General features: G+C 66.3%; 16 protein-coding genes. 10 read left to right on the forward strand and 6 right to left on the reverse strand.

The features are described from left to right. The first annotated feature begins 1 nt into the window (after position 1). From EGT50_RS15455 to EGT50_RS15475, 5 genes are all read left to right on the forward strand, one after another. A complete protein-coding gene (locus EGT50_RS15455) occupies positions 2-829 on the forward strand; it encodes a DUF6282 family protein (RefSeq protein ID WP_127955542.1) in 828 nt (275 codons plus the stop codon). Positions 830-912: 83 nt separating this feature from the next. After that, positions 913-1,695, forward strand: a complete 783-nt coding sequence (locus tag EGT50_RS15460; RefSeq protein ID WP_127955543.1) for an IclR family transcriptional regulator — start codon at positions 913-915, stop codon at positions 1,693-1,695. A 176-nt stretch (positions 1,696-1,871) separates the two neighbouring features. Beyond that, positions 1,872-4,301 carry an ATP-dependent Clp protease ATP-binding subunit gene (locus tag EGT50_RS15465; protein WP_127955544.1) on the forward strand — a complete coding sequence of 810 codons (2,430 nt, stop codon included), beginning with the start codon at positions 1,872-1,874 and terminating at the stop codon, positions 4,299-4,301. A gap of 161 nt (positions 4,302-4,462) precedes the next feature. Next, positions 4,463-4,966 carry a GNAT family N-acetyltransferase gene (locus tag EGT50_RS15470; RefSeq protein WP_127955545.1) on the forward strand — a complete coding sequence of 168 codons (504 nt, stop codon included), beginning with the start codon at positions 4,463-4,465 and terminating at the stop codon, positions 4,964-4,966. A gap of 174 nt (positions 4,967-5,140) precedes the next feature. After that, positions 5,141-6,022 (forward strand): NAD(P)-dependent oxidoreductase, encoded by an 882-nt coding sequence (locus tag EGT50_RS15475; protein ID WP_127955546.1) that lies wholly within the window; start codon positions 5,141-5,143, stop codon positions 6,020-6,022. Positions 6,023-6,047: 25 nt separating this feature from the next. Here the strand turns inward: EGT50_RS15475 and metE are convergent, their stop codons facing one another. Next, entirely contained in the window at positions 6,048-8,312 is a 2,265-nt protein-coding gene (gene metE / locus EGT50_RS15480; RefSeq protein WP_127955547.1) for a 5-methyltetrahydropteroyltriglutamate--homocysteine S-methyltransferase, read from the reverse strand. A gap of 432 nt (positions 8,313-8,744) precedes the next feature. On the opposite strand from metE, the gene EGT50_RS15485 reads away from it, so the two are divergent. The 3 genes from EGT50_RS15485 (at position 8,745) to EGT50_RS15495 (ending at position 11,534) form a co-directional block, all read left to right on the forward strand. Continuing rightward, complete coding sequence (locus EGT50_RS15485; RefSeq protein WP_127955548.1) at positions 8,745-9,827, forward strand: 3-deoxy-7-phosphoheptulonate synthase; 1,083 nt, start codon at positions 8,745-8,747, stop codon at positions 9,825-9,827. Positions 9,828-10,013: 186 nt separating this feature from the next. After that, positions 10,014-11,057, forward strand: coding sequence for a zinc-binding dehydrogenase (locus EGT50_RS15490; RefSeq protein ID WP_127955549.1), 1,044 nt, complete (start codon positions 10,014-10,016; stop codon positions 11,055-11,057). A 51-nt stretch (positions 11,058-11,108) separates the two neighbouring features. Further along, positions 11,109-11,534, forward strand: a complete 426-nt coding sequence (locus tag EGT50_RS15495; RefSeq protein WP_127955550.1) for a VOC family protein — start codon at positions 11,109-11,111, stop codon at positions 11,532-11,534. Between the two features lie 85 nt (positions 11,535-11,619). Here EGT50_RS15495 and EGT50_RS15500 read toward each other — a convergent pair whose 3' ends face one another. Both EGT50_RS15500 and EGT50_RS15505 read right to left on the reverse strand, forming a co-directional pair. Continuing rightward, positions 11,620-12,636, reverse strand: coding sequence for an AraC family transcriptional regulator (locus EGT50_RS15500; RefSeq protein WP_127955551.1), 1,017 nt, complete (start codon positions 12,634-12,636; stop codon positions 11,620-11,622). After that, a complete protein-coding gene (locus EGT50_RS15505) occupies positions 12,633-13,817 on the reverse strand; it encodes a pyridoxal phosphate-dependent aminotransferase (RefSeq protein ID WP_127955552.1) in 1,185 nt (394 codons plus the stop codon). The genes EGT50_RS15500 and EGT50_RS15505 overlap by 4 nt, the downstream gene beginning before the upstream one ends. 129 nt (positions 13,818-13,946) lie before the next feature. Here EGT50_RS15505 and EGT50_RS15510 point away from each other — a divergent pair, with 129 nt between their 5' ends. Next, entirely contained in the window at positions 13,947-14,546 is a 600-nt protein-coding gene (locus EGT50_RS15510) for a carboxymuconolactone decarboxylase family protein (RefSeq protein ID WP_127955553.1), read from the forward strand. Here EGT50_RS15510 and EGT50_RS15515 read toward each other — a convergent pair. Together EGT50_RS15515 and EGT50_RS15520 are read right to left on the reverse strand one after the other, a co-directional pair. Further along, the gene (locus tag EGT50_RS15515; protein WP_127955554.1) at positions 14,515-15,441 is read right to left on the reverse strand and encodes a sigma-70 family RNA polymerase sigma factor; all 927 of its coding nucleotides are present in this window, start codon (positions 15,439-15,441) and stop codon (positions 14,515-14,517) included. The two genes, EGT50_RS15510 and EGT50_RS15515, sit on opposite strands and share 32 nt — an antisense overlap. A 9-nt stretch (positions 15,442-15,450) precedes the next feature. Continuing rightward, on the reverse strand, positions 15,451-17,034 hold the full coding sequence (locus EGT50_RS15520) for an alpha,alpha-trehalose-phosphate synthase (UDP-forming) (protein WP_127955555.1): 1,584 nt from the start codon (positions 17,032-17,034) through the stop codon (positions 15,451-15,453). Between the two features lie 497 nt (positions 17,035-17,531). Between EGT50_RS15520 and EGT50_RS15525 the strand changes: the two genes are divergently transcribed. Continuing rightward, complete coding sequence (locus tag EGT50_RS15525) at positions 17,532-17,780, forward strand: hypothetical protein (protein ID WP_127955556.1); 249 nt, start codon at positions 17,532-17,534, stop codon at positions 17,778-17,780. A gap of 39 nt (positions 17,781-17,819) precedes the next feature. Here the strand turns inward: EGT50_RS15525 and EGT50_RS15530 are convergent, their stop codons facing one another. Further along, positions 17,820-18,488, reverse strand: coding sequence for a DUF3239 domain-containing protein (locus EGT50_RS15530; RefSeq protein ID WP_127955557.1), 669 nt, complete (start codon positions 18,486-18,488; stop codon positions 17,820-17,822). Between the last annotated feature and the right edge of the window lie 7 nt (positions 18,489-18,495).

An 18,495-nucleotide genomic window follows, 5' to 3' on the forward strand; every position in this document is an offset into this window, starting at 1 on the left:
AATGTTTGATCTTCACGTTCACACCGCCCCGGATGTCTGGGAGCGAAGTGGTGACGACACCCAAACTCTCCGTTGGTACGCCGATGCCGGGTTCTCCGGCTGTGTCCTCAAGGGGCACTACGACGGCACGGCGGGCCGTGCGCAGGCCGCCAGCGACGGACTCGGTCTGAAGGTCTACGGCGGTCAGGCGCTGAACCACCACGTCGGCGGAATCAACCCGGCGGCGGTCGCAGCCGCATTGATGATGGGGGCGCGGGTGATCTGGATGCCCACCGCGGACGCGCACACGCAGCACGCCGCCGGGCTTCCGCGGCTGTGTTGCGCACGCACCAGCCTCGATGCCGCGACCTACGCGATTCCACCGGTGGACGATTCCGTGGAGGATCGGGTGCTCCAGGTACTCGATCTGATCGCTGAGGCAGACGCCGTGTTGGCGACCGGACATCTCAGCACCGAGGAGGTTGCCTGGCTGATCCCGGCAGCCCGGGGAGCGGGGGTGCGGCGGCTGCTGTTGACGCACCCGTCGTACACGGTCCCGGCGATGAGTGCTCACGAGGCTGCGGCGTTCACTGAACAGGGAGCTTTCGCTGAGATCACCGCCTTCCAGTTGCTCCATCAGCGGGGCATGGACGCTGCCCAACTGGCGGCCCTGGTCCGCACGATCGGGTACGAGCGGACCGTCCTGTCCTCAGACGCCGGGCAACCGGACACGCCCCCGCCACCGGAGGCACTGCTCATGCTGATCGACGCTCTCAGCGCGGAGGGGCTCGATCGCGGCGCTTTGAGTGACTGCGCGTCGGACATCCCGGAGACGCTGGTCACTCCCTGACATGCGACCTCCGGCCTCAAAAGGTGTTTCCTATTCGGCAACAAATGTTGTTCGTTATGCCACGGCGTCGCATAGTGGCGATCATGGCAAGTGAAGTGTCGACGAGCGTCCAGCGAGCGCTCGACATCCTGATCGCTCTGGGGGCCGCCGGGAGCCGGGGTGACAGCCTGAAGGTCGGGGAGGTCGCACGGGCGGTGGGGCGAGAGAAGAGCCAGGTGTCGCGATCTCTGAAGACCCTCGCTGAGGCCGGCTTCGTCGATCGGGACCCGGAGACGCTCGCGTATCGGCTCGGGTGGCGGCTGTTCACCCTCGCCGAGTCGGCCGGCAACCACCGACTCGTCAACATCGCCGCCCCGATCCTGCGCCAGTTGGTGTCGAGGATCGGCGAACGGGCGCACCTTTCGGTGCTTCAGGGCGACCACGTGCTGACGGTGTTGTCGGAGCAGGGGTCGTCGATGATCCAGGTGATCGGTTGGGTAGGGCGATCGTCTCCGGTGCACTCGACCTCCGCGGGGCAGGCTCTGCTGACGGGCCACTCGGACACGGCGGTCCGTCAACTGCTGCGAGACGCTCGGTTCGAGCCGGGGGGACCGGCGTCCCCCAAGAACATCGACGAGATGCTCGCGCGCCTCGCCCGCGCCCGACGGCAGGGTTATGCGTGGTCGGACGAGGAGTTCGAGGCCGGTCTGGTGGCGGCCGCGGCGCCGGTCGTCGACTCGCAAGGGCGGGTCATAGCGGCGGTCAATGTGTCCGCTCCCAAGTTTCGGCTCGGGCGGCGTCGGGACACAGTGGGGCGCGAGGTGCGCGCCGCCGCCGACACCATCTCCCAGCTGCTGCAAGAAGCCGGGGAAGGCACGGTTGCCTGACCCTCGGGATCTGCGTACCGACCCGCATCTGTCGGAGCGGATGCGTTGCGCCAGCTCGCGGTTGACGGGCAGTGCGCCGGTTGTGGCAGCGCTCACACCTTCGCGAACGGGGAATTGAATTTCTGCGATGCATGTTCCATGAGTCAATCAGACTCAATCTTGGAGGAGGCTGCGGAATGCAGGCATTCTTCGGGCCCGAACGGTCCGGCCGGATCGACATCACCCGTCTCATGAGCAACGACACTCAGCAGTTGATGGCGGAGGCCGCGCGATTTGCTGCCGGGCGGGGTGATACGAGTCTCGACGCGCTGCACATCCTGCACGTCGCCGCGGGTAGGGACCCGGTGCGTGACATGGTCAAGCGCGTGGGTGGAGATCTTGAGGCGATCTCGAAGGGCGCGGAGGCGCGCCTGCCGCGAGGCCGCGAGGCGGTTTCGACCGCACCGACCGTCACGGCCGCAGGTCGTCGGACTCTGCTCGAGGCCCACCAGATCGCTCGGTCACTCGGCTCGACCTATATCGACCCGGAGCACATCTTCCTCTCGTTGGTCTCGGGTGGTGACTCGACCGCGGGACGTGTCCTGGCGTCGGCGGGAGTCACACCGGAATCGATGCAATCCGCGATTGCTGCGGGTCCAGATGCGTCGCAGCAAGATTCGAGTACCCCCACGCTCGACAAGTACGGCACCGACCTGACCGAACGCGCCCGCTCGGGTGGCGTCGACCCCGTCATCGGCCGCAATGGCGAGATCGAGCAGGCCATCGAGATCCTGGCCCGACGGACCAAGAACAACCCGGTCCTGGTTGGAGAGGCCGGTGTGGGCAAGACCGCCATCGTCGAGGGACTGGCACAACGGATCGTGAGCGGCGACGTTCCAGAGGTATTGGCGGACAAGAAGATCGTCCAGCTGGATCTGGGGGGCATGCTGTCCGGAACCCGCTACCGCGGTGACTTCGAGGAACGCCTGACGAAGGCGGTCGACGAGATCGTCTCGCAGGACGGTCGGCTGATCGTCTTCATCGACGAGCTCCACACGATCGTCGGCGCGGGCGCCGGCGGCGAGGGAGCGATGGATGCCGGCAACATCCTCAAGCCGAGGCTGGCCCGCGGCGAGGTGCACGTCGTTGGCGCGACCACGCTCGACGAGTATCGCAAGCACGTCGAGAAGGATCCGGCGCTCGAACGGCGGTTCCAGCCGGTGACGGTGAACGAACCGACTCCCGATGACGCCAAGGCGATCCTGAGCGGGCTGCGTGAACAATATGAGGACCACCACCGCGTCCAGTACACCGACGATGCGATCGCGGCCGCCGTCGATCTGTCGTCACGCTACGTCGCCGACCGGTACTTGCCGGACAAGGCGATTGACCTACTCGACCAGGCAGGAGCGCGAAAGCGACTGCAACTCGGCGTATCCAACCAGGATGTGAAGGCTCTGGAACAGCGGATTGCGCGACTCGGGAAAGACAAGGAGGACGCAGTCGAGGCCGAGCAGTACGAGCGTGCGTCACAACTGCGCGACGAGATCACGCGGGCGGAGAAGCGTCTCGCCGAGTCGCGTGCAGGTGAAATCCACGTCGAGACACCGGCGGTAACCGCGGAGGACATCGCGGAGATCGTCGCTCGGGCCACCGGGATCCCGGCCAGCCAGATGACGCGGCAGGAGAAGGAACGCCTGCGGCGGCTCGAGGACGAGCTGCACCAGCGGGTGGTCGGGCAGGAAGACGCGGTCGAGGCGATCGCGCGGGCGGTGCGGCGCAGTCGGACCGGCATGGGCGATCCGCGCCGACCTGTGGGCAGCTTCCTGTTCCTGGGGCCGACCGGTGTCGGGAAGACCGAGCTCGCGAAGGCGTTGGCGCAGTCGCTGTTCGGGGACGAGAGCAAGATGCTGCGGCTCGACATGAGTGAGTTCGGTGAGCGGCATACGGCAAGCCGACTGGTCGGGGCGCCTCCGGGCTACGTCGGCTACGGAGAGGCCGGCCAGCTCACCGAACAGGTACGGCGGCATCCGTACTCGGTGATCCTGCTCGACGAGATCGAGAAGGCACACCCCGACGTGTTCAACGTGCTGCTGCAGGTGCTCGACGACGGACGGCTGACCGACGGTCAGGGACGGACCGTGGACTTCAAGAACACCGTCCTGATCATGACCAGCAACCTCGGCTCGGACATCATCTCGAGCAAGGGCGGAGCACTGGGCTTCACCACCGGTGACGCCGCTGCGGCCGAGAAGCCGCTGCGTGACAGGGTGATGGGTCGCCTGCGGGAGTCGTTCCGGCCGGAGTTCCTCAACCGGATCGACGAGATCGTCATCTTCCGCAAGCTCGAGGTCGAACAGCTGCACCGGATCACGAACTTGCTGCTAGGAGAGAGCCGGGACCGCTTGCGGGCCAAGGACATCGATATCGAGTTCACTCCCGATGCGGTCGACTGGATCGCCGAGAACGGGCACCAGCCCGAGTTCGGGGCGCGTCCGCTGCGCAGGACGATCGCGCGTGAGGTCGACGACCGGATCGCCGATCTGCTGATCGACGACGTCCTCGACGCCGGCGGTCGGATCACCGTCAAGGTCACCGACGACGAGTTGGATCTCGTCGTCAGCTGATCAGGCGAGACCGTGAGGGCGGGGCAGGTGGGTCGCACCCACCTGCCCCGCCCTTCGTCGTGTCTGCGGTTCGACTGGCCCATCGTCTCGTCCGGCTCTGCCGGCGACCGGGCATCGAACCGGAGACGTATAGGGTCAATTCCGCCGCGGGAGGAAGCTCGATGTCGAATTTGGCCAGTGCTCGGCTCGGACTGGAGAAGCGTGAGCTCCGGTCGGGCGATGAGGCGATCCTGCTCGAAGCCACGCTCATCAATCTCAATTGGAACGAAGCTCGGTTTTCCGAGCGGGACGTTCTCTCGAAGCCAGAGTTCGCGCACTACGCCACAGTGGTGCCGGAACGGGGCGACTTTGGAATAGTTGCTCTCGATCGCACCTGTTGGGTTGGCGTGGTGTGGATAGTCTTCTTGCCGTCGGAACACCCCGGCTACGGATTCGTGAAACCCCAGGTCGGCGAGTTGAGTGTGTGTGTACAGGAGACCGCACGTGGCGCGGGGTTGGGCAGAGAACTCATGAACGACGCGATCTCGATCGCCCGTAGTCGAGGACAGGGGGGCGTCAGTTTGAGCGTGGAGGATGGCAACCCTGCAAGGAATCTGTACGAATCTTTGGGCTTCGTTGATGCAGGCGGGGACACCCTGCCCGGAACGATGGTGCTAGAGCTGTGATGGCCGTCGGCCTCGTGTCTACGATTGCCGCTGTTCCTTCAGGCGGTACCGCATCGATCGGCCGCAACTGACGAAATCGGGACGCTCCGGCGGCGGATCACGGTGCCCGTTGCCCATCTCACGGCGCTACAGTGGATTCAACCGTGTGACCTCGATTTCCGGCCGGAGGTTGCTGTGGACATCGGATTTCTCGGCATGGGCACGATGGGGCGCCCCATGGCACGCAACATCGCTCGCGCAGGGTACGACGTGACGGTGTGGAACCGTAGCCCCGGTAAGGCGGCGAGCGTCGTCGCTTACGGCGCGTCCGAGGCGTCCGATCTGTCCGCCGTACTGGAGAAACCCGTCGTGGTCAGTTCACTCGCTGACGATCGTGCGTTTGCGGATTCGGTGTTGTCGATGTCGTCGCTGCGGGCCGCAAAACGCGGTTCGGTGCATGTCAATCTGGCCACCGTCAGTCCTGGCATGTGCGCGGAGGCCGAGGCCGCCCTGAATGAGAGGGGCATCTCCTACGTGGCGGCTCCGGTCTTCGGGCGGCCCGAGGTGGCGGAGGCGGGGGAACTGACCGTGGTCGCAGCCGGAGATGCGGGCGCGATCGACGAGGTCGCCCCGCTACTCGACGCGATTGGGCGCCGCACCTGGCGGATCGGGGACGACGCGAAGCAGGCGAATATCGTGAAGATCCTCGGAAACTACCTGATCGCGAATGCGATTCAGGCGATGGCAGAAGCAACGACGGTGGTCGAGAAAGTCGGCGGTTCGCCCGAGTTACTGATGGAAGTCATGAACGACAGCCTGTTCCCGGGCAGGGTCTACGGCGGCTACGGCAAGATGATCGCTCAGCGCAGATATGAGCCGGCCGGGTTTCGGCTCGCATTGGGACTCAAAGATGTTCGGCTCGCGCTGTCGCAGGCCCGGGACGCCCAGCTGGGCCTGCCCTTCGGCAGCGTCCTCGAGGATCTGTTCCTCGACGCCCTCGCTCACGGGCAGGCCGATCAGGACTGGTGCTCGATCACCGAGGCCACTCGGCGCCGCGCCGGACTGGCGGGACAATAGGCGACCACCTCGATCACGTCGAGATTCAACCATGCTCGGCGCGGATCAAGTGCGCGGCTTCGACCATGTTGCGCAGCGATGACTCGACCTCGGCTCGGCCACGAGTCTTCAGGCCACAGTCCGGGTTGACCCACAGCCGCTCGGGCCGCACGGCCCCCAAGGCAGCCCGTAGAGAACCGGCGATCTCCTTCACCGACGGCACACGCGGCGAGTGGATGTCGTAGACGCCGGGGCCGACCCCCAGGTCGAATCCGACGGCGTTGAGATCGTCGAGGACCTCCATGTGCGAGCGTGCCGCCTCGATCGAGGTGACGTCCGCGTCCAGGCCGGCGATCGCTCCGATGACGTCGCCGAACTCCGAGTAGCACAGATGGGTGTGGATCGCTGTCGTATCGGCAACGCCAGAGGTCGCGAGTCGGAATGCGCCCACGGCCCACGCCAGGTAGGCGGGTTGGTCGGCGGCGCGTAACGGCAGCAACTCGCGTAGCGCGGGCTCGTCGACCTGGATCACCCTCACTCCGGATCTCTCCAGGTCGGCGGTCTCGTCGCGGATCGCGAGCGCAACTTGGTCGGCCGATTCCGCGAGCGGCTGGTCGTCGCGAACGAACGACCAGGCGAGGATGGTGACCGGACCGGTGAGGATGGCCTTGACCGGCTTGTTGGTGAGCGACTGCGCGTACGAGATCCACTCGATAGTCATCGGTTTCGGTCTCCGCGCGTCGCCGAAGAGGATCGGTGGGCGAACGCACCGGCTGCCGTACGACTGCACCCAGCCGTTCGCGGTCGCGAAGAACCCGTCGAGCTGCTCGGCGAAGTACTGCACCATGTCGCTGCGCTCCGGCTCGCCGTGGACCAGTACGTCCAGACCCAGATCCTCCTGCAGTGCAACGACGTCGGCGATCTCGGCGCGCATCCGGCGCACATACTCCGCCTGGTCGATCTCGCCTGTACGCAGGGCGGCGCGTGCCACTCGGATCGCGGTCGTCTGCGGATACGAACCGATCGTGGTCGTCGGCAACAGCGGCAAGGACAACTCGGTCGCCTGCGCGGTCCGACGGTCCGGTGCGGGGGTGCGTCGGCGCTCCGCATCCGTGAGTGCGGCGAGCCGGCCGCGGATCGCGTCGTCGTGCAGTCGGGGATCCGAGGCGCGGGTCTCGGCCGCGGCCCGGGACTGGACCAGTTGGTCAGCGATCGCGGCACGTCCCGTGCGCAGGGCGGTCGAGAGCGTCGCAACCTCACGAATCTTCTCGGAACCGAAGGCCAGCCAGGACCGCAGCGCGCGGTCGAGTCCGTCCTCGCCCTCGAGGCTGTAGGGCACATGCAGCAGCGAGCACGACGTGGAAACCGCCACCGAACCTGCACGGTCCCGGAGGGTTTCGAGAGCATCCAGGGAGCCGTCGAGGTCGCTCCGCCAGACATTGCGGCCGTCGATGACACCGGCGGCGACGTGCTTGCCTTCGATTCCCGGCGCCGCGACGACGTGCTCCAGTGAGCCTGCGACGAGGTCGACGGCGATGCCCTCCACACGGGTCTCGGCGAGTGCCGGCAGCGCGTCCCCGAGATCGCCGAAGTACGACGCGACCAGGATCGCGGGGCGATGGTTCAGCGTGGCGAGTCGGTCGTACACCGAGCGGGTCGCTTCCAGTTCTGGTGCGGTGCGATCGGCGACGAGCGCCGGTTCGTCGATCTGGACCCACTTCACGCCGGCGTCGGCGAGGCGGTTCAGAAGTTCCGCATATAGCGGCACGATGTCGTCGAGGCGATCCAGGGGTGCGTGGTCGTCGGACTTCGACAGCAGCAGAAAGGTGACCGGTCCGATCACTACGGGACGCGCCGGGACGCCGATCTCCAGGGCTTCCTCGACCTCGCCGAGCACCTTCACCGGGTTCAACGCGAACTGGGTGGATCGGGTGATCTCGGGGACCAGGTAGTGGTAGTTGGTGTCGAACCACTTCGTCATCTCGAGCGGCGCGACCGTCGCGGTGCCGCGAGCGGCAGCGAAGTAGCGATCCAACTCGCTCTCGATCCCGGAGACCCGCTCGGGCAATGCGCCGAGCATGACGGCGGTGTCGAGCATCTGGTCGTAGTACGAGAAGGTGTTGACGGGGACGGAGTCGATCCCTGCGTCGACTAGTTCGGTCCAGGTCCGCCGCCGTAGATCACCGCCGACCGACTCGAGCGCCGAAGCGTCGAGGTTTCCGGCCCAGTAGGACTCGACGGCCTTCTTCAGTTCCCGGCGGGGTCCGATCCGCGGGGAGCCCAGTACGGTTGCGGTGAAAGCGAGGGTCACGTTGCTCTCCGGTTGCTCGCGGCGTGCCCGAAACAGTCCGCAGGTCTTCGGACTCGGTCTCGCGACCGCCGATGCTTCGACGCCGGACCACGGTCTTCGGGACTCATCACGGCCGCGTCAGGCGAACCATCTGCACGGTCCAGCATAAGCGCTGGTCGACCCTGGCAGGTCTGTCACGAAGCGGCGGCGACCCTGACAAGTGCTGTGATCGTGGTCTCGTTCGCCGGGGGTGATGGTGCGTGGTCGAACGAGACCCGCTAACGTGGGCCGCGTGTCAGCGACCTATTTCTGGTTTACCAGGCCGGCCCCGGGTGGGTCGGTCGGCGTAACCGCGCGCTGACAATCTTCCACCCGAGAGCCGGATGACAGGCCGGCTCGCTGGGATTCTTCAAGTCTTCGAGGGTCGGCCTGAGAACAGGAAACCGAACCCAGATGACAGTCATCACCAACGACCAGCGCCTCGATGATCAGCGCACCGCCAGCATCAGTCCGCTGGTGGCGCCGTCCGTCGTGCGTGCCGAGCACACCCCTGACGAGGTGGCAACGGCCACCGTTCGCTCCGGGCGCGCCGACACGATCAACATCCTGAATGGGGGCGACGACCGCCTCATCGTGGTGGTCGGCCCGTGCTCTGTGCACGACCCCGAGGCGGCGATGGACTACGCGCGCCGACTCGCGGCGAAGGCCGAGGAGTTGCGAGACGACCTGCAGATCGTCATGCGCGTCTACTTCGAGAAGCCGCGCACCACGCTCGGGTGGAAGGGGCTGCTCAACGATCCGCACCTCGACGGCACCTACGACATCAACACCGGCCTGCGGATCGGTCGCAAGCTGCTGCTCGACATCTCCCGCCTCGGCCTGCCCGTCGGCTGCGAGTTCCTCGACCCGATCATGCCGCAGTACATCGCCGATCTGGTCACCTACGGTGCGATCGGCGCCCGCACCGCGGCCAGCCAGGTGCACCGCCAGCTGTGCAGTGCGCTGTCGATGCCCGTCGGCATCAAGAACTCCACCGAGGGCGACGTCCAGGTGGCCGTCGACGGCGTTCGCGCCGCGGCGGCGAGCCACGTTTTCCCCGGCACCGACCTCGAGGGCCAGGCAGCACTGATCCAAACCGTCGGCAACCCCGACTGCCACGTCATCCTGCGCGGCGGCACCGATGGGCCGAACTACGACGCCGCCACCGTCGCTGACACGATGGCGCGGTTGCGCAAGTCCGATCTGCCGCAGCGGGTCGTCATCGATGCCAGCCACGGCAACAGCCGCAAGGACCACAACAAGCAGGTCGACGTCGCCGCCGACGTCGCCGAGCGCGTCGCGGCCGGTGACAGGAACATCGTCGGCATCATGCTCGAGAGCTTCATCGAGGCCGGACGCCAGGACCTGACCCTGGGGCGCAGCGACGAACTCACCTACGGTCAGTCGATCACCGACGCATGCATCGACTGGGACACCACCGCGGCGACGCTCGACCGCCTCGCCGAAGCCGTCGCCTCCCGCCGCCAGGGCGTGTGACTCGAGGACCGGCGAACACGCGATTGCGTTCTACTTGGTGCTGCTCCACGGCCTAGGCCGTGGAGCAGCACCGCTTCGGCGTAGGGTTGGAGCGTTCGGACCCTTCGGCTCCGTGGAACGCGCACTTCCGTGGGCCGCGCGCGTTCTTCGAATGAGCCGTTCTCACGGTTTTGAAAGGACCACACGGTGGCAGAGACGATGCGCGCGGCGCGATTCCATGCAGATACGAAAACCAATGTGGTGGAGGATGTCCCGATCCCCGAACCCGGCCCAGGCGAGGTGCTCGTCAAGATCGCCTACTGCGGGATCTGCCACTCCGACCTGAGCCTGCTCGACGGCATATTCCCCGCCCTCGTCCCAGTCGTGACGCAGGGGCACGAGTCGTCCGGCACGATCGCGAAGCTCGGGCCCGGGGTCGAGGGTTGGGAGATCGGGGACAGGGTGATCCTCGCGGCAGGCCGACCGGACATGAAGTGTCGCAGCTGTCGTCGCGGTGACATCGTGAACTGCCTGAACATCCAGTTGATGGCCTTCGCCTATGACGGTGCGTGGGCCGAGTACTCGGTAGCCCAGGCGGTCGGCCTGACGAAGATTCCCGACAACGTGTCCATGGAGCAGGCGGCGTTGCTCGCCGACGCCGTGTCCACTCCGTTCGGTGCGGTCGTGCGTACCGGCGAGGTCGCCGTCGGTGAAGCCGTCGGCGTCTGGGGTGTCGGTGGAATCGGCACCCACATTGTCCAATTGGCGCGCGTCGTCGGCGCGTCCCCGATCCTGGCGTTCGACATCAACCCCGCCGTGCGGGAGCGGGCACTCGAACTCGGCGCGGACTACGCATTCGACTCACGGGACGAGAACCTGGTCCAGAAGGTGGCCGAGGCCCTCGGTGGCCGACTCCTCGACGTCGCGTTCGACTCGGTCGGGCTGAAGGTCACGTCCGAGCAGGCGCTCCGCTGCCTCGACTTCGGTGGGCGCCTGATCGTGGTCGGGATGAGCGGCGAGGAAGTATCAGCCGGTCCGAGCGCGGCGCTGGCGTTCACGAGGAAACAGGTGATTGGGCACCTCGGCTACAAGAACGCCGACATCGAAACCCTCGCCGAACTCGTGTCCCGTGGTCGACTCGACCTGTCCCGGTCGGTCAGCGAGATCGTCCCGCTCGAGGATGTCGCGAAGGGCATCGAGAAGCTGCGCAACCAGGAAGGCAATCCGATCCGGATCCTCGTGCAGCCGTGAGTCGATCCGCATGGACCGGGTCCTGTCAGTGCCCGACAGTAGGGTCGGCCCATGGGATACGAAGTGCAGATCACGGTGGACTCGAAGGATCCGCACCAGCAGGCCAAGTGGTGGGCGCAGACACTGGGGTGGCGCGTCGAGCCCAGTGACGAGGAGTTCATCCGTGGGCTCGTCGAGGCCGGACATGCCCAGGAGTCGGACACCAAGGTGTTCGAGGGAACGCTCGTCTGGAAGCTGGGTGCCGCGATCGGCGACCCGGAACATCCTCAGCAGCCACGGATCCTGTTCCAGTTCGTGCCGGAAGGGAAGTCGGTGAAGAACCGGCTGCACCTCGACCTACGGGTCGGGGACAGGCGCGAGGAAGTGGCCGGCGAACTCGTCGCGGCGGGAGCATCGATCCTGCACCGGGGACAGGAAGGGCCGGGTCGGTGGATCACGATGGCCGACCCGGAGGGCAATGAGTTCTGCGTGAGCTGAGTTCTGCGTGAGCTGAGTTCTGCGTGAGCTGAGTTTCGCGTGAGCTGAGGGCGAATGCTCTCCGCCGCCGCATCGGCGGTCGCGTCTAGCGGTAGGCGCCAGGCGTCGCACCAGTCCATCGTTTGAACGCGCGACGAAAGGCGCTGGGCTCGGAGAAGCCCAGCCGGGCGGACAGCTCGTCGACGGGCTCGCCGCGGCGCAGCGCCGCGATGGCGGCGTCGCGCAGCACTTCCTCGCGTAGATGGTTGAGCGACGTTCCCTCCTGTCGGAGCAGCCGGCGCAGGTGCGGGACGCTGATCGACAGCATCTCCGCGATCTCCTCCGCGGTGCAGGTTCGTCCCTGAACTCCCATCTCGAGTACTCGACGAACCTGCGCCGACGCCGTGCTCTCGTAGTCGCGTTCGGAAAACAAGAGGTTCGGGGACTCGCGCAAGTACTCGGCGAGGCTCCGCTCGTCCTGGACAATCGGAGCTCGCAGGATGGCGTTGTCGAACTCGAGGGACGCCACCGACGCGTCGAAGGTCACCGGCACACCGAAGATGGCGTCGTAGTGCTTCGCGAACTGCGGTTCGGGCTCTGGGTAGGGGATCAGCACCGAGCGCAGCTTCAGCCGTCGACCCACGAGCCAGGCGGCGAATCGGTGCAGCAGGATCAGCTCGAAGTCGGTGACGAGCCGGAAGGCTTCGTCGACGAACTCCGGTGCATAGACGTCGCCGCGGACGTCCACCCGAACCTCGAGTCGCGTCGAATCGTCGCCGTGAACGAGCGTGAGTGGTGGGACCGGCAGGGCGCGGGTGACGTCCGTCATCCGCTCGAGCGCGCTGCCGAGGTCGGGGCGGTGGATGAGTGCCAGGCAGATCAGCCGAAACGTCCCGCGCGGCACCGGCGCGGCGCCGAGCCCGAACAGTTCGTCGTCCGTCATCTGCCACGCGGCTTGAGTGACGGCGGTGACCTGCTCCGGGGTCAGTCTGGCTCGAGGGTCGTCGAGCGCGGCCACGTCGATGCCGGACTTGACGAGCGTCGACGCCAGGTCGGCACCGGATGCCTCGGCCAGGCGCAGTGAGCGCCGGAGAAAGTCCGACGGGATCGTTGCCAGGCTCACCCAGACACCCCCAGTCGGCCCAGTCGCTCTGCCGCCTCCACCAGAACCTCGTCCCGCTTGCAGAAGGCGAAGCGCACCATGTGATTCCACTGTTCGGGATGATCGGTGAACACGCTGATCGGGACCGCGGCCACACCTGCACGTTCGGGAAGCGTCCGGCAGAACTCGATATCGTTGTGGGGGCCGGTCCCGGGAATCTCGGCGCAGAGGAAGTAGGTGCCACCACCCGAGTAGACGCCGAATCCGGCGCCACTGAGGGCATCGGCCAGTAGATCGCGTTTGCGCTGCAAGCTGTTCCGCATGTCGACGACCCACGCCTGCTCGTGCTCGAGCGCGTGCGCGACCGCCGGCTGGAACGGGCCGCCGGCCACGAAGGACATGAATTGCTTCGCGGTACGCACGGCATCGACGAGTTCGGCAGGCCCGCACGCCCATCCGGTCTTCCAGCCGGTCACGCTGAACGTCTTCGCTGCGCTGGACACAGTGACGGTGCGTTCGTACATGCCTGGCAGTGAGGCCATCGGAGTGTGGGTGCGGCCGTCGAACACGAGGTGCTCGTACACCTCGTCGCTGAGGACCAGTAGGTCACGCTCGCAAGCCAATTCCGCCACTGCGGACAACTCGGCGCTGGTGAGAACCGTGCCCGTCGGATTGTGCGGTGAGTTCACCACCAACATCCGGGTCTTCGGGGTGATCGCGGCGTGCAGTGCATCGAGATCGAGCACGAATCGGTCACCGTCCTGTGCCATCGGCACCGATCGCCATGTCGCGCCGGCCAGTGCGACAGCCGCCGCGTAGGAGTCGTAGTACGGCTCGACGAGCACGACCTCGGCGCCGGGTTCGACAAGCCCGAGGATTGCGGCGCTGATGGCTTCCGTCGCCCCGACCGTGACGAGCACTTCACGCTCGGGATCGTGGACGATCCCGTACCTCGCGAGCCGGTCGGCGGCGATGGCGTGCCGCAGCACCGGCATGCCCGGCCCCGGCGGGTACTGGTTGAGGCCATCGGCAATGGCCTGCCGTGCGGCCTCGAGCATCGACGCGGGACCGTCTGTATCGGGAAAGCCCTGGCCCAGGTTGATCGCATCGTGCTCGGTGGCTAGGGCCGTCATCTCGGCAAAGATCGTGGACCCGAAGGGTTGCAGTCGCGAGACGGTACGGGAATGTGGCGCTGAGGGCATTTGTCCAGCGTAGCGAGGGCCCTGATGTCCCACGATTTCGGCGGTGTCACGTTCTCCGGTGCTGTCTCGTCTACGGAGTAGACGGCACGCAACCGGCGGGCCGACCCGACGCGGACAATGGAGGAAGTCATGGCTCGAATTCAAGCGGTGAGCCCGCAGGAGGCCGGACCGATGGTCAAGGCGGCGTACTGGTACGCCGGACGGCGTTTCGGCGAGGTCCCCGAACCGTTTGCCGTGCTGGCCAATCATCGCAAGCTCTTCACCGTTTCGGCGCGTCACGAGATGGGCGTGCAGAAGGCGTCGACGGTGCTGCCCCCGAACGTCCGTGAGATCGCGGTCTATCGGGTGGCGTGGACCGTCGCCTGCTCGTGGTGCGTCGACTTCGGCGCCATGCTGCAGCGCCTCGACGGTCTCGATGTGGAGCGACTCGAGCAGATCGGCGAGTACGACACGTCCCCCCTCTACAGTGACGACGAGCGGGCCGCGATCGCGTACGCGGACGCGATGACCGAGACACCGACGAGCGCGACCGACGAGCAGGTGGCCGACCTCGAGCGGCGCTTCGGACGCGACGGCGTCGTCGAGCTGACGTATCAGATCGCGCTCGAGAACATGCGTGCGCGTATGAACTCGGCATTGGGTATCCACGACCAGGGCTTCAACTCGGGTGATTCGTGCCGGGTGCCGTGGGAGGCGTCTACGACATCCGAGGCGGAGCAGCAATCCTGATCCCGCCGAATTTTTCCGGGTTCGCGATGTCGTAGGCCGCCCACACGCGGCCGTCGCGGACCGTGAAGGCGGTGACCCGCCCCGGAATACCGGGGTGGGTCTCGTCGCCGGGGGAGCTGGGGCTGAGGAACCCGAGTCGGCCGTTGACGAGCACCGGGATAGCGCCGAGGATCGTCTCCAGTCCGTACTTGCGGGCCAGGCCCAGGAAGAAGCGAGCCGAGCGCTCGGCCCCGGTGATGACGTTGAGGGCTGTGGTGGTGGTGCCATTGGCGTCGCCGACCGTGACCGCATCCGGGTGCAGTGCGGCGAGGACGGCCTGGAGGTCGCCGCTCGACAGTGCTGCCATCAACTGCGTGACGGCCTCGGCGTGTTCTGTCTCCGAGACCGGTGGCGGGGCATCTGCCACCGCGCGGCGAGCGCGCGATGCGAGTTGTCGCGCGGTGGGAACGCTGACCGACAGGACCTTTGCGATCTCTCCGAACGGGATCGCGAAGCCGTCGTGCAGAACGAAGGCCACCCGCTGGTCGGGGGAGAGCGTGTCCAGGACGACCAAAGCTGCCATGCGGTTGTCCTCCTGGCGGACAACGGAATCCAGCGGGTCTGGTGACCGCGACGGCGCCACGTCGGTCACGATGGGTTCAGGCAGCCACTGTCCGACGTAGCTTTCACGTCGGACCGCGGCGGACCGCAGTCGATCCAGACAGATCCGTCCGACGACCGTTGTCAGCCATGCCCGCAGGTCGCGAATGGTTGCGACGTCGGCATCGGCGAGGCGGAGCCACGTTTCCTGGACGGCGTCCTCGGCGTCGCTCACGCTGCCGGTGAGTCGGTACGCCGCGGACAGCAGGTGACTTCGGTGCTCCTCGAACGAGTCCGCCAATGTCGCGACACCCATCTCACGATCCTACGACGGCGCCCTGTCCGGCTCGTAGGGAGGCGCCGTGGGAAGCCGCCCCGCGGCTGTGACATCGAGGCGAGACTCGTTCGGCGAGAACGGCGCTGTCGACGGAATCCGCCAGGCTGGGGGTGCGTCCTCGTGTCCCCGTGGGGGCGCCTGTTCGCTGGTCGCGGCCAGGGTGTCGAGAAATGTTTGCGCCCAACGATGCACGTCATTCGTCGTCACCTGAGTGTGCAGTTTCGCCATCCGTGTCCGGCGTTCCTCGGCCGACTGCTCGAGGGCGGCGACGATGGTGTCCTTCACGAGGTCGAGATCGTGCGGATTGACGAGGTATGCCTGACGCAGCTCGGAGGCGGCGCCGGTGAACTCACTGAGCACCAGCGCGCCGTCGTGGGCGGGGTGGCACGCCACATACTCCTTGGCGACGAGGTTCATGCCGTCCCGCAGCGGTGTGACCAGCATGACGTCGGCAGCGACGTAGAGGGCGATCAGCTCGTCCCGGTCCACCGGTTGATACAGGTAGTGCACGGTGGGGTGGCCGAGTTGTCCGTGGTCGCCATTGATGCGTCCCACCTGCGTCTCGATCGAGTTCCGCATGAGCGCGTACTGTTCGACTTGCTCGCGGCTCGGAGTCGCCAACTGGACCACCACGGTGCGGCTCGGATCGAGTCGGCCCTCGTCGTACAGCTCGCGAACCGCGTCCAGGCGCAGATCGATGCCCTTGGTGTAGTCCAATCGGTCGACACCGAGAAGGATGTGATCCGGATTGCCGAGATCGTCGCGGATCTCCTGTGCCCGCCGGCGGACCGATTCGCTGCGGGCCCGCTCGACCATGTCGGCGGTGTCGATCGATATCGGGAACGCGCCGACCCGCACTGTCCGCCCTTCGTGCCGGACCTCACCGCGCCCAGCTCCGGCCTGGGCGGTCTCGAGTCCGAGCATCCGCCGGGCCAGGACCACGAAGTTCTGGGCCCCACCAGGGAGGTGGAACCCGACTAGATCGGCGCCGAGCATGCCCTCCATGATGTTTCTTCGCCACGGCAGTTGAGCGAACAGTTCGACCGGTGGGAACGGAATGTGAAGGAAGAACCCGATCGTGACGTCCGGGCGTAGTTCGCGGAGCATCTGCGGTACGAGCTGGAGCTGGTAGTCGTGGACCCAGACCGTCGCACCGGGTGCGGCAGCGGACGCGGCGGCGTGCGCGAAACGACGGTTCACGTCCCGGTATACCGCCCACCACCGCCGGTCGAACGTCGGTTTCACCACGACGTCGTGGTACAGCGGCCACAGCGTGCTGTTGGAAAAGCCCTCGTAGAAGCCCTCGACTTCTGGCGCGTCGAGCCGCACTGGGCGCACGCGCAAACCGTCGTGGACGAAGGGATCGACGTCGCGATCGGGGACACCCGGCCACCCGACCCAGCACCCGTTCCGCCTACGAAGCACCGGTTCGAGCGCGGTCACCAGGCCTCCCGGACTGCGCCGCCACGTCGTGGTGCCGTCGGATCGTTTCACCAGGTCGACGGGGAGCCGGTTGGCAACCACGACGAAGTCGGACAGGACGGTGGAGCGTTGGTCGGACAGGTCCATCATCGAGCGACTCTCCCGTGGTCGGTGCGTCCTCGGACGGCGCGAATCCTGGCTCGCGGAATCCGTAAGCCGAGTGCCCGAATCCCTCCGGAAATCGGCAAACTTATCGGGATGACCGCTGGCGAGGCTAGCCGCGCCTCCCGACGGGACCGGAAAGATCTCCAGTTGTCGGAATAGAGTTGTTGTATCAGCGATTCGGGGCCCCGGCAACTATCACACGCCCAAACGTGTCCGGCGTGGGACCCGTCGTAGAGGCTCGGAGCTGTAGGGAAAAGCTTTGGGCAGCATTGCCTTTGCTAATGCTCCAAGCAGTGCGTGGCCGAAACTCGCGCACTCCAGCCCAATTGGCGACGGCAGTGAGATCGTCCGTTGTTCAACGCGGTTCGTCCTGAATTGCAAAATGGGACAGAGCGGACAATGCGGAATTCCTCGGGAAACTGTGGTGCGAAAACCGTCGAAGTGCGAAACACTGAGGTGACCCCCTGAATGGAGGTCACCTCATGGAGCTCCGCACAAACGGGTCGATGACGCAGCCGATGTCCGGCACTGTCCGGACGAGTATGTTGCGGGACTTGGATCTTGGGGTATCGAACTCTGTCCGCACGGTGCTGTGGTGGGCTTCCCTGATGCTCATGGTCGCCGTGGTGCCGGCATTGGCCGCATTCTTGCTCATGGGATCGGTGGCCCTAGCGGTGACGATCGGCCTGATCAGCGTCGGTGGCGTCAGCCTTGCGGCGCTGATGATCTGAGGGATTCGCGGCGGCGATCATCCCGAAGGACGAATCCCATCAATGGAATTCGTCGGGGAGGTCGGTCGGGTCGAGCAGCACGAAGTGCCCGTCCGAGGTGCGCACCTTCTCCGACCTGGAGATGTTCTCGCTCAGCAGGTTCCATTCGACGTTGTCGATCTGTGACGCAGCCTGTGCGAGGACCTTGCTGTCGCGGGTACCCCATGCGATCGGCATGATGCTCGCCATCTGGTACGTCTCGCCTCCGGGGCGGGTCGAGCGGTCACCCAGCACCGATGTCGACGGGATCCGCGCTCCGACGCGGTACCCCTTGCCCGGCAGCGCCCGCACCGTGCGGGCGACGAGCGCGTAGTGCGGCTTGGCGGTGTCGGGCTTGGCGATATCGACCAGCGCGAGCAGGGTATAGCCGCGCGGGTGGACCTCCGAGACGACCGCCGGCACCAGCCCGCCCTTCGCGTACAGGTCCTCGATGCTCCCCATCTTGCGCGGGGTCCACACCACCATGAACAGCGACGCCAGCGCACAGACCACCAGCACCGCGCCCACGATGTACGACCAGGGCTGACCCAGGATGAACAGCCACGCCGACCCGGCACCGAGGAGGACGGCCATCAGCGCCGCGGACCACTGCAGGTGCCGGATGTCGCTGATGGTCTCGTTTACGGCCTTGGCGTGGTGTTTGTCGACCGGGAACTCGAAGCGTCGCACGGGTGAG

The sequence above is a fragment of the Rhodococcus xishaensis genome (assembly GCF_004011825.1).
Taxonomy (GTDB): Bacteria; Actinomycetota; Actinomycetes; order Mycobacteriales; family Mycobacteriaceae; genus Prescottella; species Prescottella xishaensis.